General features: G+C 35.8%; 12 protein-coding genes. 8 read left to right on the forward strand and 4 right to left on the reverse strand.

Annotation, left to right across the window (positions count from 1 at the left end):
- The first annotated feature begins 248 nt into the window (after window positions 1–248).
- From ACXVYO_RS04855 to ACXVYO_RS04870, 4 genes are all read left to right on the forward strand, one after another.
- Window positions 249–2,441 carry an MMPL family transporter gene (locus ACXVYO_RS04855; RefSeq protein WP_458466163.1) on the forward strand — a complete coding sequence of 731 codons (2,193 nt, stop codon included), beginning with the start codon at window positions 249–251 and terminating at the stop codon, window positions 2,439–2,441.
- Between the two features lie 101 nt (window positions 2,442–2,542).
- The gene (locus ACXVYO_RS04860) at window positions 2,543–2,959 is read left to right on the forward strand and encodes a hypothetical protein (protein WP_000490295.1); all 417 of its coding nucleotides are present in this window, start codon (window positions 2,543–2,545) and stop codon (window positions 2,957–2,959) included.
- A 99-nt stretch (window positions 2,960–3,058) separates the two neighbouring features.
- A complete protein-coding gene (locus ACXVYO_RS04865) occupies window positions 3,059–3,982 on the forward strand; it encodes an RluA family pseudouridine synthase (RefSeq protein ID WP_458466164.1) in 924 nt (307 codons plus the stop codon).
- Window positions 3,983–4,073: 91 nt separating this feature from the next.
- Window positions 4,074–4,679 (forward strand): DUF1648 domain-containing protein, encoded by a 606-nt coding sequence (locus tag ACXVYO_RS04870; protein ID WP_458466165.1) that lies wholly within the window; start codon window positions 4,074–4,076, stop codon window positions 4,677–4,679.
- Between the two features lie 40 nt (window positions 4,680–4,719).
- On the opposite strand, the gene ACXVYO_RS04875 is transcribed toward ACXVYO_RS04870, so the two are convergent.
- The 4 genes from ACXVYO_RS04875 to ACXVYO_RS04890 all read right to left on the reverse strand — a co-directional run bounded on the left by ACXVYO_RS04875 (window position 4,720) and on the right by ACXVYO_RS04890 (window position 9,983).
- A complete protein-coding gene (locus tag ACXVYO_RS04875) occupies window positions 4,720–5,547 on the reverse strand; it encodes a CAP domain-containing protein (protein ID WP_458466166.1) in 828 nt (275 codons plus the stop codon).
- A gap of 465 nt (window positions 5,548–6,012) precedes the next feature.
- A complete protein-coding gene (locus ACXVYO_RS04880) occupies window positions 6,013–7,341 on the reverse strand; it encodes a (Fe-S)-binding protein (RefSeq protein WP_061678841.1) in 1,329 nt (442 codons plus the stop codon).
- A complete protein-coding gene (gene glcD / locus ACXVYO_RS04885) occupies window positions 7,338–8,750 on the reverse strand; it encodes a glycolate oxidase subunit GlcD (protein ID WP_458466167.1) in 1,413 nt (470 codons plus the stop codon). The genes ACXVYO_RS04880 and glcD overlap by 4 nt, the downstream gene beginning before the upstream one ends.
- Window positions 8,751–8,846: 96 nt before the next feature.
- The gene (locus ACXVYO_RS04890) at window positions 8,847–9,983 is read right to left on the reverse strand and encodes a CdaR family transcriptional regulator (protein ID WP_458466168.1); all 1,137 of its coding nucleotides are present in this window, start codon (window positions 9,981–9,983) and stop codon (window positions 8,847–8,849) included.
- A 136-nt stretch (window positions 9,984–10,119) separates the two neighbouring features.
- On the opposite strand from ACXVYO_RS04890, the gene ACXVYO_RS04895 reads away from it, so the two are divergent.
- The 4 genes from ACXVYO_RS04895 to ACXVYO_RS04910 all read left to right on the forward strand — a co-directional run bounded on the left by ACXVYO_RS04895 (window position 10,120) and on the right by ACXVYO_RS04910 (window position 14,062).
- Window positions 10,120–11,094 carry a YncE family protein gene (locus ACXVYO_RS04895; RefSeq protein WP_458466169.1) on the forward strand — a complete coding sequence of 325 codons (975 nt, stop codon included), beginning with the start codon at window positions 10,120–10,122 and terminating at the stop codon, window positions 11,092–11,094.
- Window positions 11,087–11,758: a response regulator transcription factor gene (locus ACXVYO_RS04900; protein WP_000049878.1), complete on the forward strand. Its 672-nt coding sequence runs from the start codon at window positions 11,087–11,089 to the stop codon at window positions 11,756–11,758. The genes ACXVYO_RS04895 and ACXVYO_RS04900 overlap by 8 nt, the downstream gene beginning before the upstream one ends.
- 3 nt (window positions 11,759–11,761) lie before the next feature.
- A complete protein-coding gene (locus ACXVYO_RS04905) occupies window positions 11,762–13,162 on the forward strand; it encodes a sensor histidine kinase (protein WP_458466170.1) in 1,401 nt (466 codons plus the stop codon).
- A gap of 210 nt (window positions 13,163–13,372) precedes the next feature.
- Complete coding sequence (locus ACXVYO_RS04910) at window positions 13,373–14,062, forward strand: FadR/GntR family transcriptional regulator (RefSeq protein ID WP_254913065.1); 690 nt, start codon at window positions 13,373–13,375, stop codon at window positions 14,060–14,062.
- The last annotated feature ends 77 nt before the right edge of the window (window positions 14,063–14,139 follow it).

The raw sequence follows: 14,139 nt of genomic DNA on the forward strand, positions 1-14,139 counted from the left end.
AGTGGGGGTTTTCTTCATCCCCCACTGATTATTAGCCCTCACCAATCGGACTTTTATGGGCAGTTGATCCCCCACCTAACTTCTTTGCTTTCGCTGCATTTTGAGGTGGGGGTCTTACTGCCCATTAAAGCGGGATAAAAAAACGTCTAGAAAAACTATCATTATAGTATTTCTAGACGTTTTTTGTTTGTACGAAGATGTGATACAGTATAAATGACAATTGAATTATTTAAAGTAGGTGAAAATGTGTGAAGACAAATGTACATAAAGTAGATAAGTGGGGGAAGTTAGGAGCTTTTTTGTATCAGTTTCGTTATACAGTAATTGTAGCATTACTATTGCTTGCGATTGCACTTGGTATTTTTGCTCCAAAGCTACCGGGAGTATTAGGTGGTGACGGTTTCCAAACAGAAGGGGACTATCAAAAAACGAAAGAAATTTTAGATAAAGATTTTAAGAGGTCTCAAGATACGTTGTTACTCGTTTTTGAAAAAAATAAAGGTGTTTCACATGAAGAATTTCAAAAGCAAGTAGAGGGAATTGTAAAAAATGTACAAGAGAAAGAGACATATGAATCTTTCCATCACCCAGTGCAAAATAAAGAAATGTTACAAGAAGATATCGGCTATGCGACAATTTTATTTTCCGGGAAAACCAATAAGGAACGAATGGAAAAGACGTTACAATTTGCTGATAAAATCGAAAAGGAAAGTAATGCAGCGTTAAAAGTAACGCCAACAGGGTTTCCAAAAATTAATCAAGAGATTAATGAAAGAACGCAAAATGATTTAAAGGTAGCAGAGATGATTGGGTTACCGATAGCATTTCTCGTATTACTATTTTCATTTGGTAGCCTTTTAGCATCTATTTTACCAATTTTAAATGGGGCACTTAGTGTTATTAGTACGATGGGCATATTATACTTTATAGGTGTCGATAAGGAGCTATCTATTTTTGTGTTAAATGTTGCACCGATGATTGGACTTGCTTTATCTATTGATTTCGCACTATTATTTGTAAATCGCTTTCGAGAGGAAGTTGCAAAGCGAACAGTAAAAGAAGCGATAGCAATTACATATCAAACAGCAGGTCGCGCGATCGTATTTTCAGGATTATGTGTATTTGTTGGATTATCCGGCTTGTTTTTCTTTAAAATCGATTATATTCAGTCTGTCGCAATTAGCGGGATGATTGTTGTGATTATGAGTATTTTATTCTCACTCACACTCCTTCCAGCGCTATTATCCTTAATTGGTAAACGAATATTAAAAAAGAATCAAGTAGCACATACGCCGGCAAAGGTATGGCGTAAATTTGCACAATTTGTAATGAAACATCCAATTGCGATGATTATTGTTGTTACAACATTTATTGTTATTTGCTTATTACCATTACGTACAGCTAATTTGCAGTTCCCTGATGTGGAAGCTTTACCTAAACAAAGTGATACAAGAATTGCATATGAGAAGTACAAAGAGGCATTTAATGAAACGGCAAAAACACATGCTGATGTTACGTTAGTGGTAGAGACGAAAAAAGATATGAAAGAAAAAGAAAGTTTACAAAAGGTAGAAGAAGTCGTTCAAAAGTTAAAAGACGACAAGAAAGTGCATGAAGTAAGAAGTTTATATGACGGGTTAACAGGTATGAAAGCAGATCAAGTTGCTGGAATAGTAGTATCGCCAGAAGCAGCGAAACTCGCTCCTATATTTGAAGCATATACGAAAGAGAATAAGACGACGATAGAAATCTTTTTGAAAACGAAACCACGTACTGAAACTGCTAAACAGTGGGTTCGTGATTTTAAACAAAATTATAAAGAAACAGATGTTACGTATTATTTAGGCGGGATGACGACGTTCCAACAAGAGTTAGAAGATGAAATTAAAGATAAAGTTGTAATTGGTATGTCTGTTATATTTGGATCGACTTTTGTTATATTATTATTTGCATTCCGATCTATACTCATTCCAATTAAGGCGATTATTATGAATATACTTAGTTTAAGCGCAACAATTGGAATTGTTGTTTGGTTATTTGAAGGTGGGCATTTTGGTTTAGAAGCGAGTCCTGTTCTATTTGTCTTGCCAATCTTCATTTTCGGTCTCGTATTTGGGCTTAGCATGGATTATGAAGTATTTCTTATTTCGCGTATTCATGAACTGTATGAAGAAACAGGAGATAACGATCAAGCTACGTTAGAAGGACTTGTGTCAACAAGTAGAATCATTACTTCAGCTGCGTTAATTATGATCGTTGTAACTGGTGCGTTCGCTTTTACTGATATTTTACCAGTACGACAAATGGGGCTTGGCGTTGCATTAGCGATATTCCTTGATGCAACAATTATTCGCCTTATGCTCGTACCAAGTTTAATGAAATTGTTTGGAGACTGGAACTGGTGGTTACCATTTCGAAAGAAAAGAGAAAAATCATCGTAAAAAATACTCATCTTATAGATGAGTATTTTTTTATGAATAGCAAGACCTACATTTTGCAAATAGTATGTGATAAGAACATTACATATAAGTAGGTGAAGGCAATGTTTCGTTATTTTAAGTTTAAGCTAAATGATACAGTACAGTTTGCAGAAAACGATGGGCATATGTATCGCATTGTCGGTTATCGGTTAGAAAAAGGATTTTATCCAAAAGATGAATGGACTCATATCATTTATGAATTGCTGAGAGATTTTGATGGATATACGATGGATGCGGAAGAGGAGGAACTTGTAAAGGTCATTCAAGTAGAGGATGAGTATTATAAAATACAAGAAGTATCGGGCTATCGTTATCCAGTAAAAATGAAGCAAAAACAACAAGTGATGAAAGTAGAAAAGATAGATGATTTATTAGATACGTATAATGATTATAAAAGATTGGCGGATTTCTTTAAAGATTTATCGTATGAGCAAAAAGCCGAAGAAGTATTGCAAGAAATGAAAAGGCGTAGAGCATGAGGGGGCAGTCTATTATAAGACTGTCCTCTATTTTTGACGGTGCATCAAAGTGTATTTTCCGTTACAATGAGAGAATCAATAGAAATAAGGTGATACAGTATGGAAACGAAGAAAAAGGGCGAATGGTGCCAAATTACTGTTCCAGCGAAATGGAATGGCATAAGTATTGATTCGTTATTAAAAATAGAATGGGAAATACCGAAAAAGTTGTTACATCAGCTTCGTATGGAGAAAGGTGTTACCGTTAACGGAGAACAAAAAAGGTGGAATGAGCTTTTAAAAGAAGGCGATAAGTTACAAGTTCATATGTTTACGGAGGAAGAATACGACGTAGAGCCTGAATATGGTGAATTACATGTAGTATATGAAGACGATCACGTACTCATCGTAAATAAGCCTGAGAAGATGGATACGCATCCTGCTGAAAAAGGTGGAACGGGAACACTTGCCAACCTTGTTGCCTTTCATTTTCAAATGCAAGGTTTAGAGACGAAGGTTCGTCATATTCATCGGTTAGATAAAGATACGACAGGTGGTGTCGTGTTTGCTAAGCATAGAATTGCTGGTGCAATTATGGATCGTTTATTAATGGAACGAAAAATTAAAAGAACATATGCGGCGCTTGTGGAAGGGAAAGTAAAAGGTAAGCAAGGAACAATTGACGCAGCGATTGGAAGAGATCGCCATCATGCGACGAGGCGACGTGTTTCTCCCAAGGGAGACCAAGCAATCACATATTATAGAGTAGAGAAGTATTTTAAAAACCAAAATGTTACGCTCGTAACGTTACAATTAGAAACAGGTAGAACACATCAAATTCGTGTTCATATGAGCTATCATGGCAATCCATTAGTTGGAGATGTATTATATGGTGGACAAACGCAATATATGTCCGGACAAGCATTACATGCGATGAAGATAAACTTCTTACATCCCATTACGAAAGAAGAGATCGAAGTGGATGTACCATTTCCTGTGAAATTAAATAATACAATGAAAGAATTTCAAAGAATGAATGCGTAAAGTATAAGTTTAAATTTGAGAAAAGTAGATTTTTGCAGGAATTTCTCTAAAAGAAGCGAAGCCGTTAAGAGAAAAGAGAGGTGAGAATCGCTTGGTCAAATGTAAATATATACTCGGAATATTTTTCGCTTGTCTTTTATTTACTCTATGCCTCTATCCATATTTGCCAAACCTTATGGCAGTACATTGGAATGAAAATGGTGCACCGAACGAGTTTATGAGTAAACAAGTTGTTATAGCATTTATTCCTTGTCTTATTATTTTTTTACATGGATTCGTGTATATTATTTCACATAATATATATAAGTTTAATGAGGGCGAGCATGTCATTACAAATGGATTTATAAAAACAATTACTTTATTTATGTTGTTTATCCATATGCTCATTCTCTTTATTAATTTTGGAAGCATGATGTCCTTTCAGACAGGACTAACGATTGGAATTAGTATGTTTCTTTTTATGCTTAGTAAAGGATTTAAAACAGTTAAGAGTACGGAAAAAGACCCAATTAAATTACAAAAAATTCGTTTAGTGAGTAGGCGGATTTTCCAAGTGATGGCATGTAGTATATTGTTTTCACTGTTTTTGGACTTGAAGTGGGGGTTTTACGTGTTACTTAGTGTAATAAGCTGTGGCTCTATTTTGTTTATGTTTTACATAATGTACTCATACATAATAGAAAGTTATGAAACGTAAAAAAGAGTCTTCTCATTATGAGAAGACTCTTTTAATCTATTTACTTCGTAATAAATTGTTGTGTCCAGTAGTTGCCGCTTTCTACATAGCCAACACCGATGTGAGTGAAGCCGTTATTTAAGATGTTTGCACGGTGTCCAGCACTGTTCATCCAAGCTTGTACTACTTCTTCAGGTGTACGTTGGCCTTGAGCGATGTTTTCACCGGCAGATGTATAAGAAATACCAAATTTCTTCATCATGTCAAATGGAGACCCGTATGTAGGGCTGTTATGATCAAAGTAGTTGTTTTTTTGCATATCTTCAGATTTAACACGTGCTACTTTGCTTAATTCAGTATCGATTTTTAAAGCTGGTAAGCCTTGTCTTGCACGCTCAGCGTTTGTTAATTCAACAACACGTTGTTCGAACTCGCTTAAAGATTTTGCTTCTTCAGCAGGCTTTTGCTCAGCAGGTTTTTGTTCAGCAGGCTTTTGAGTATTGTTGTTTTCAGCTGGTTTTTGAGCTTCTGGTTTTTGAACTTCTTCAGCAGGCTTTTGCTCAACTGGTTTTTGCTCAGCAGGCTTTTGAGTTTCTGGCTTAGCTGTTGGTTGCTCAGTTACAACATTTTCAGTAGGTTGTTGACCAGGAATAATGCAATTTGGTTGGAAGTTTCCTTGTTGCCATTGTGCGAATGACTCAACGCCCATAGATTGTAAGAATGCTTGTAATTCTTGTTGGCTCATTTGCTTCATCATCACTTTTGAATGCTGAATATTTTGAACCTTTATGTTAGATGGTTGTACTGTTGCAGCTTGTGCATCTAGAGAAGATACTCCTAAAGTAAGAGCCGTTGCAGCAGCTACAGATAATAAAACACGTTTTTTCATGATGTGTGTCCCCCTATATAAAGTTTTAATTTGTTTTCACACGATTTGTTTTTGACAGCCTGTCTGACTGACAAATTCATCGTAGCATAGATTTTGTGAGAAAAAAGATGGAAAAAAATTCATAGACTTAAAATTTACCTAATTTATCCTAAGAGGGGAAAGGAGGAAAAATAAGAGAAACATAGAGTATAAAAGGAATTTTCAGCATTTATATACTTGGTTTTAAGAGGGGTGTTTTGGATAAAGTTACCTAAATAGAAAATGAAGAATCCTATTGTATCAATGGTTTGAGAGGTTTTTTGAGGAATATACTGGATTGATTTTTACAAAACTGTAATGTTTCTGTTGTTCTTTTTTATAATAAAGTAACATATTTTTAATGTTGTAGAGGACAAAAAAGCGGCTATCTCTTTACGTAGACGAAGGAGATAGCCGTTTTCTTATTATTACGTATGTTACGAGTTATTACGAGTTGGTTTCAATTGCTTCTAATAATAAATCTACAATGTGAATTCCTCTCATTTTATGAGAAAGACCTTCTCGCTCAATGCCTAATTTCATTTGTAATAAACAACCTGGATTTGCAGTAACAATGGTTGCTGCTTCTGTTTCATGCACACGATCCATTTTATAATCTAGAAATTCCATAGATAACTCTGAATGAACAATATTGTAAATACCAGCAGAACCACAGCAGCGATCCGCATCTTTCATTTCACGGTATGTTGCGCCTTGAATTGCTTCTAGTAACATACGAGGTTCTGAAGATGTTCGCATAACATTGCGTAAATGACAAGAGTCTTGATACGTAATAATTTGCGGCGTGAGTCGTAAGTCATTCCGTTTATGGAAATCTAGTTCTACTAGAATAGCAGTAATATCTTTAATTTTAGAAACAAACTGCTTCGCACGTTCAGCCCACTGTGGATCGTCTTTTAAAAGATAATCGTAGTCTACGAGGTAAGCTCCGCAACCACCAGCATTCGTAATGATATAGTCGATGTTTAAATCTTCGAAGGCTTTTATATTACGTTTCGCTAATTCTTTTGCTCCACTTTTTTCACCAGCATGTCCATGTAATGCCCCGCAGCAACTTTGTGTTTTCGGAATAACGATATCGCAACCAGCTAACTGAAGAAGTTTCATCGTTGCATTATTTGTTTCTAAAAACATCGTATCCATTAAACAGCCCGTGAAGAATGCAACTTGTTTCTTTTTTGTACTTTCAGCAGGTAAAAATGCAGGACGATCTTTCATTTCTTTCATTTTTGGAACTTTTGGTAAAACAAGATCCATCGTTGCAAGTGTTTCAGGGAATAACTTCATAATTCCTGTTTTATGTGTTAGCGTTTGTAAACCGGAACGTTGGTAAAATCCGATTAACCCTGTTAATGTTCTCATTCGATTTTGATGCGGGAATAGTCCTTCAAAAACGACTTTACGCACAGCTTTCACTGGCACCGAGAATTTTTTGTTTTGATTTATAATATCACGAGTTTCTTCTAATAAATGTCCATAATTCACACCTGATGGACAAACAGGTTCACAAGCGCGGCAGCCGAGGCAAACATTTAATGTGTTTTCAACATCTTCATCTGGCTCAATTAAACCGTCAACGACTGCTTTCATTAATGCAATACGTCCTCGTGGTGAATGTGATTCTTTATACCCAGATTGAATATAAGTAGGACAAGTAGGTAAACAGAAACCGCATCGCATACAGTTTAGTAGTTCATCTTCACTTAATCTTTCTTTAAATTCTTTTTGAATGTTTTCTTTATTTAATGTTGTCATCGTTCAACCACCACTCTTTTGCGAGTGTCTTTCGCGAACATCTTGCCAGGATTCATAATGTTATTTGGATCGAAGGCTTGTTTAATTCCTTGCATGGCAGCAATACCTTCTTTACCTAATTTCATTTCTAAATAAGGAGCTTTCATCGCACCAACACCATGTTCACCAGTAATTGTGCCACCAAGTTCAATTGCTTTCGCAAATATTTCAGCAAAAGCTTGTTCAGCTCGGTGCATTTCTTCTTCATTACGAGCATCTGTCATACAAGTTGGGTGTAGGTTGCCATCGCCAGCATGCCCAAAAGTACAAATAGGAATATTATATTTCTTTGCAATGGTATTAATCGCTTCAACCATTGGAGCGATTTGTGAACGTGGTACTGTTGCATCTTCTAGTATTGTAGTAGGTTTTAATCTTGCAAGTGCTGATAGTGCGCTACGGCGAGCTGTTCGAAGCGCATCTGCTTCTGCTTCATCTTTTGCAACGCGAACATCAACTGCATTCATAGAGCGGCAAACGTTAGCCATTTTTTCAATATCTCGATTGACAACTTCAGGTGGACCATCTTGTTCAATTAATAAAATTGCTTTTACGTCAGTTGGTAAACCGATTTGAGCAAACTCTTCTACTACTTCAATTGTCGGTTGGTCTAAAAACTCAAGTGTCGCTGGAATGATTTTATTTGCAATAATAGAAGAAACAGCACGAGCAGCTTCATTAATATCTTCATAGAGCGCAAGCATCGTTTTCTTCGTTTCAGGCATAGGAACAAGTTTTAATATCGCTTCTGTTACGACGCCAAGTGTTCCTTCAGAACCGATAAATAACCGAGTTAAATCGTAACCAGCTACATCTTTTGCTAATTTACCGCCAGTGCGAATAATATCCCCATTTGGTAAGACAAGTTCAAGACCCATCACATAATCACGTGTTACGCCATATTTTAAGCCGCGTAAGCCACCGGAGTTTTCATTAATGTTACCGCCGATTGTAGAAATTTTCATCGAACTTGGATCTGGTGGATAAAATAAACCTTTTTCTTCTACCGCTTTAATAATATCAAGCGTAATCACACCAGCTTGTACTGTGATTGTTAAATTCTCTTCATCAATTTCTAAAATGTTATTCATATGACGGAAGATAAGGACGATACCGCCTTCAAGTGGACATGTTCCTGCGCAAAGGTTTGTTCCAGAGCCACGAACATATACAGGAATGTTGTGAGTGTTACATACTTTTAACACTTCCGCTACTTCATTTGTATTACGAGGAGCAATGACTGCATCAGGTATTGCTTGGAAGTTTGGAGTGGCATCATAACTATACGTTAAACGCCCCATATTGGATGTATCTACATTATCTTCGCCAACAATGGATACGAATGAATGAATAATTTGCTTTTCTAACATTGGAAATCCCCCTCAAACTGTTAACGTATTTAGTCATTATAAAAAACGTTGTCACAGTGCTTTCATTATAATGATAAAAAAGTTGGGGGATTCTTTCTATGTATGATCATCTAAAGATTGATCTATTTTATCGTTCTTTTTTGTGTGATTATCTAATAAGAGGAGCGAGAAGTATAAAATATGTAAGTCTTTGAATTGTTTCGGGTCAAGTCCTGTATGCTCCTCAACCTTTTTAAGTCTGTAATGCAATGTGTTAATGTGTATATGTAATTGTTCAGCTGTTTGTTTATAGGATTGGTTATAATCGATAAATAAGCGTAAAGTGTGCATAAGCTCAGGAGATGATAGTAAGTTTTCGATTGTGCGCTTTAGAAACTGTTCCCGCGTTTCTGCAGAAATATCTTGTAAGCACATTTCTAAACGTAAATCGTCATTAAATACAATTTGCTTCGTTTCAAGTGATACGGAAAGAGCTTGCAATGCTTGTTCGTACGATAAGTTCATATTGCTTGGCGTAACGGACTGTCCAATCCCGATATATAAAGGAATAGAAAACGAATTTTCACAGTCTTGTTTTAATCGTGTTAAAAATTGATACGTTTGTTCTTTGGAGTTCGTGGCTGTAAATAAAATGAATCGATCATTTCCCCAGCGAACAAATAGATGCTCCTTTGTTAATAGATTGCGTACGTGTTGCCAAATCTTACGCTGAAGCATCGTGTCATTTTGATCGATAGAGAACAAAATAAGTTGTTTCTTCTTATATAAATCAATACCAAGTGTTTTTGCGCGATCGAGAAAGCTTGGAGACCAATCTGTATTTTGAAGCCAATCAAAGACAAATGCTTCATAAGAACGGTGTTCAAGTTCTAGTTGTTCTAAAAAGTAGTTTTCATGAATGAGTAGCTCGGTCATTTTACGTAATATTTCTCCGTATTGTGAAATATTTTCAGGTTCGCCTGTAATTCCAATGACACCGATTACTTCGTCATGAAATAGTAAGGGGAGGTTCATACCCGCTTTTACGCCTTGCAAACGTCGTTCATCTTCTTTTGTAATAATGACAGTTTTCTTTTGTTTTGCACAGCGGAGTGCGCCCTCATGAAATTGACCGATTCTTTCTACATTTGTACTTGCGATAATAACACCTTGTATATTAATGATAATAATGTTTTCTTTAATTAGTCTTCGTACTTCTCGTACAATTTTATTCGCTAAATCAGGAAAAAGCATAATTTGCACACCTCAAATTCTATTTGTTGTACATTATATATGTAAATGAAGTAAGAAAGGAAAATTTCACACTTTCCACACATTTATTTGTTATTTTACAATTATAACGAAATCATCAGAAGATGGAGGGAATCTTTTGAGAAAGTATGTTTTTCTTCTCTGTTTTTTATTTCTATTAGTAGGGTGTCAAGGAAGTACATATACACCGATTGCTAAAGATAAAAGTGTTATGATAACAACGAATATAAAAGAAGGTAGTATCAGTTTTGTTGATAAACAAACTAAAAAGTTAATTACGACATGGGAACTTAATGAACCAATGGCGGGAGTTGCACTACTTCCAAACGGCGAGGACATACTTGTATATGGCAAGCAGTTAGAGTACATGTATGTATATTCACTAGCAGAAGGAAGGCAAGTGGACAAGTATAAAACTGGAAAAGGCATTGTAAATGTGATTGTATCCGAAGATAAAAAGCAATTATTTGCTGCCGATCAAACTGCTCAAAAGGTAAGGTTCTTTACGATAAAAGGGAAAGAGACAGGGAGTGTGTCAACTGGAAAAGGACCAATAACGATGGTAGAGTACCATAACCAGTTATCTGTATTAAACTTTTATGATACGAAGCTAACGACCATTGATACAAAGAAAAAAGAAGTGATACAATCCTTTATGATTCCCCCAGCATCAACGGGAGCGACAATTAGTCCAGATGGGAAAGAAATATGGATTGGCGGACATGGTGATGGAAATCAAGTCAATGAAAAAGTATTAGTGTATTCATTGCAGAGCGGGGAAATGGTACGTTCTTTACATGCTCCGTTTATGCCTGTGAATATAACGAAGGATAATAAGTATGTATATGCATTAAGCCACGGTTCGAATACGCTTAGACAGTTTGATGTTAGCACGTATAAAGAGGTAGCTTCTGTAGAAGTAGGATCGAACCCATTTGCATTTTTGAAGAGCGGAGCAGAAGGATACGTAGCAAGCTATGATAGTGATGAAGTGTGTGTCATGGATATGAAGAATTTGAAAATAAAACAAACGATTAAAGTCGGAAAAGGGCCGTTTCAACTCATAGAGAGGGAAGGGAAGGACAATGAGTAAATATAGGGTGCTAGTTGTAGATGATGAAAGTGATATGAGGCAGCTCGTTGGAATGTACTTAGATAATTTCGGATACGAGTGGGGAGAAGCTGAAAATGGAAAAGAGGCGCTAAAAAAATTAGAGACGGATCATTATGATTTCGTTGTATTAGATATTATGATGCCAGAGATGGATGGACTTTCAGTTTGTAAAGAAATTAGAAAAACATCGGATGTACCAATTATATTTTTAACAGCAAAAGGTGAAGAGTGGAATAGGGTGAACGGCTTACGTATGGGAGCAGATGATTATATTGTAAAGCCATTTAGTCCTGGAGAACTAATTGCTCGTATGGAAGCTGTGCTAAGACGTTATACAAAGCAAGAGCAACAAGAGGAGATTCAGTTTGGACCGATCCTTATTAATGAAAAAAGTAGGAAGATCGAGGCTGATGGTGAGCCGATTTCTCTTACAGTAAAAGAGTTTGATTTACTCTATTTTCTTTGCCAACATACGGGACAAGTATTTAGCCGGGAACAATTACTGGAAAAGGTATGGGGATATGATTATGCCGGAAGTACAAGAACAGTAGATACGCACGTGAAAACGATGCGTTTGAAGCTTGGAGAAAGTGGAAACTACATTCAAACGGTTTGGGGTGTAGGCTATAAATTTGAGGTGTAACGTATGTTTACGATGGTACAGAAGCTTTGGCTGACAGTAGTATGTGCAGTATTTGTAACAGTTTCCTTTCTTTATTTTGTATCTTTATACTCGTATGAAAAACTATACGTTGATAATTTAAAAGATTCATTAGTAATGGAAGGGAAGCGTCTTGCAGCGCAATATGATAAGCGTGAAGGAATAGCAACTTTTGAAGAGAAAGTAAGAGCATTTGATCAAATATCTAGTTCAGACGTTCTTTTCGTATCTAATCCGCGAGATTTAAGCGCATGTTTACCTTTTGATGTGCATCATCATTCTCTTATAAGTGAAGGGGACAGGCAATCATTATTAGATGGAAAAACTGTGACAAAGATAGGATATGAGGAACATTTTGACCGTAATATTATGGGGGTTGTCATCCCTGTTTTAGAAAATAAAAAATTAGTTGGCATTGTATATTCTTATATTCCTTTAAAAAGTATAAAAGACTTAATATATGATATGGGCCTTATTTTAGCACCGTTAGCACTTGCTATGACTTTACTGACAATATGGATTGGTAGAAAAATTATTATTGCTATTACGAGACCGCTTTCGCAAATGGAACGAGTTGCCAATCATTTGGCTACGGGAGATTTCTCAGAACGGATTACAATTTCTTCCGAAGATGAAATTGGACGATTAGGAAAAGCATTTAATAAAATGGCAAATTCTTTAGAGACAGAAGACGTAAAGCGAAAGGAATTTTTAGCTAACGTTTCGCATGAACTAAGAACACCGCTTAGTTATATAAAAGGATATAGTGAGGCTATTTTAGATGGTGTAGCGAAGGGACCGCAGCAGGAAAAAGTAACACAACTCATTCATAAAGAAGCGGGGCGTATGCAGCGTCTCGTTCATGATTTATTAGATTTAGCACAATTAGAAGGTGAACATTTTCCGCTAAAGAAACAACCTATCGTTTTTTCACAACTCATTGAAGATGTGTTAGATACGTATGAGATTAAGTTTATAGAAAAGAAAATTCGTATTTCAACAAATTTAAATCCAGAAATCATTGTAATGATTGATGAGGATCGTATGCAACAAGTGCTTCATAACGTGTTAGATAATGCGATACGGTATACAAATCAAAACGGGGATATTATGATAACGCTCAGGCAGATAGATGATTACTGTGAATTGAACATAAAAGATACAGGAATCGGTATTGAAACAGAGCATTTAGAAAATCTTGGCGAACGTTTTTACCGCGTTGATAAAGCGAGAAGTCGTCAACATGGTGGAACAGGTTTGGGTCTTGCTATTGTAAGACAAATTGTTCATATACATGATGGACAGTGGCGAATTGAAAGTGAAAAAGGGAATGGAACGACGGTTAGTATTAAATTGAAAATACAAGTTGAAGAAAGCATATTCTAACTTGAAGGATATGCTTTTCTTCATGAATATATATAAATTAATATCAAATAAATATTAAAGATTTGACGATTTTATGAACAAAACATTTGTACTTCTTACCAATTCGTTCTAAAATAGTTATGATGCAAAGTTCTTATAAATCGTTTCAATTGTTGTTTGGAAGATACTGAGGTGATTTAACTGGAGTACAAATCTATTAAACCGAAAAAAATTTATGAAGAAGTATCTGAAGCTATTTTAACAATGATTAAAAATGGTACGTTAAAACCTGGTGACAAACTACTTCCTGTACATCAATTAGCTGAGCAGTTTCAAGTTGGTAGATCTGCTGTTCGTGAAGCGTTAAGTGCGCTAAGAGCAATGGGCTTAATTGAGATGAAACAAGGAGAAGGTACATATGTGAAGAATTTCGATTCTTCTTCATTAACAAAATCATTAAACAATAAATTATTAATGAAGAAAGAAGATATTTTGAACTTATTAGAAGTACGAAAGGTGCTTGAAGTGGGGGCAGTTCGAGCAGCTGCGGCAAAGCGTACGGAAGATAATTTGCAAAATATGAAGCATTGGTTAGATGAAATGGCAAAGAGCATTGGAGATGAAAAGGCTGGTGAAAAAGCAGATTTTCAGTTCCATATGGGAATTGCGGAGTCTTCGCATAACAACATTTTGCTCGAACTCATGAATCATGTTTCAGAGATGATTGCTGAAACGATTGGTGAATCGAGACGCATTATTTTATATGGTGAACAAACAACATCAGAACGACTTATAGAAGAGCATCAAGTTATATATGATGCAGTGTTAAAGCAAGATGTAGAATTAGCGCAGCAAGCAATGCTAGATCATTTAACAAATGTAGAACATATTGTCACAGGTAAAAACGATATAAATTCGTAATTTAATCTTTTAAAAATCAAATTTTTTGATAAAATAGAGAGAGATTAAGTAAGCGTTTTCTTTAGAAGAGGGAGAGG

This window comes from Bacillus sp. BC08 (assembly GCF_054326875.1).

Bases quoted from the DNA above. Each gene is read 5' to 3' on its own strand.
- ACXVYO_RS04860 (WP_000490295.1), top strand. From the start codon at position 2,543: ATGTTTCGTTATTTTAAGTTTAAGCTAAATGATACAGTACAGTTTGCA.
- ACXVYO_RS04865 (WP_458466164.1), top strand. From the start codon at position 3,059: ATGGAAACGAAGAAAAAGGGCGAATGGTGCCAAATTACTGTTCCAGCG.
- ACXVYO_RS04875 (WP_458466166.1), bottom strand. From the start codon at position 5,547: ATGAAAAAACGTGTTTTATTATCTGTAGCTGCTGCAACGGCTCTTACT.
- ACXVYO_RS04880 (WP_061678841.1), bottom strand. From the start codon at position 7,341: ATGACAACATTAAATAAAGAAAACATTCAAAAAGAATTTAAAGAAAGA.
- glcD (WP_458466167.1), bottom strand. From the start codon at position 8,750: ATGTTAGAAAAGCAAATTATTCATTCATTCGTATCCATTGTTGGCGAA.
- ACXVYO_RS04890 (WP_458466168.1), bottom strand. From the start codon at position 9,983: ATGCTTTTTCCTGATTTAGCGAATAAAATTGTACGAGAAGTACGAAGA.
- ACXVYO_RS04900 (WP_000049878.1), top strand. From the start codon at position 11,087: ATGAGTAAATATAGGGTGCTAGTTGTAGATGATGAAAGTGATATGAGG.
- ACXVYO_RS04905 (WP_458466170.1), top strand. From the start codon at position 11,762: ATGTTTACGATGGTACAGAAGCTTTGGCTGACAGTAGTATGTGCAGTA.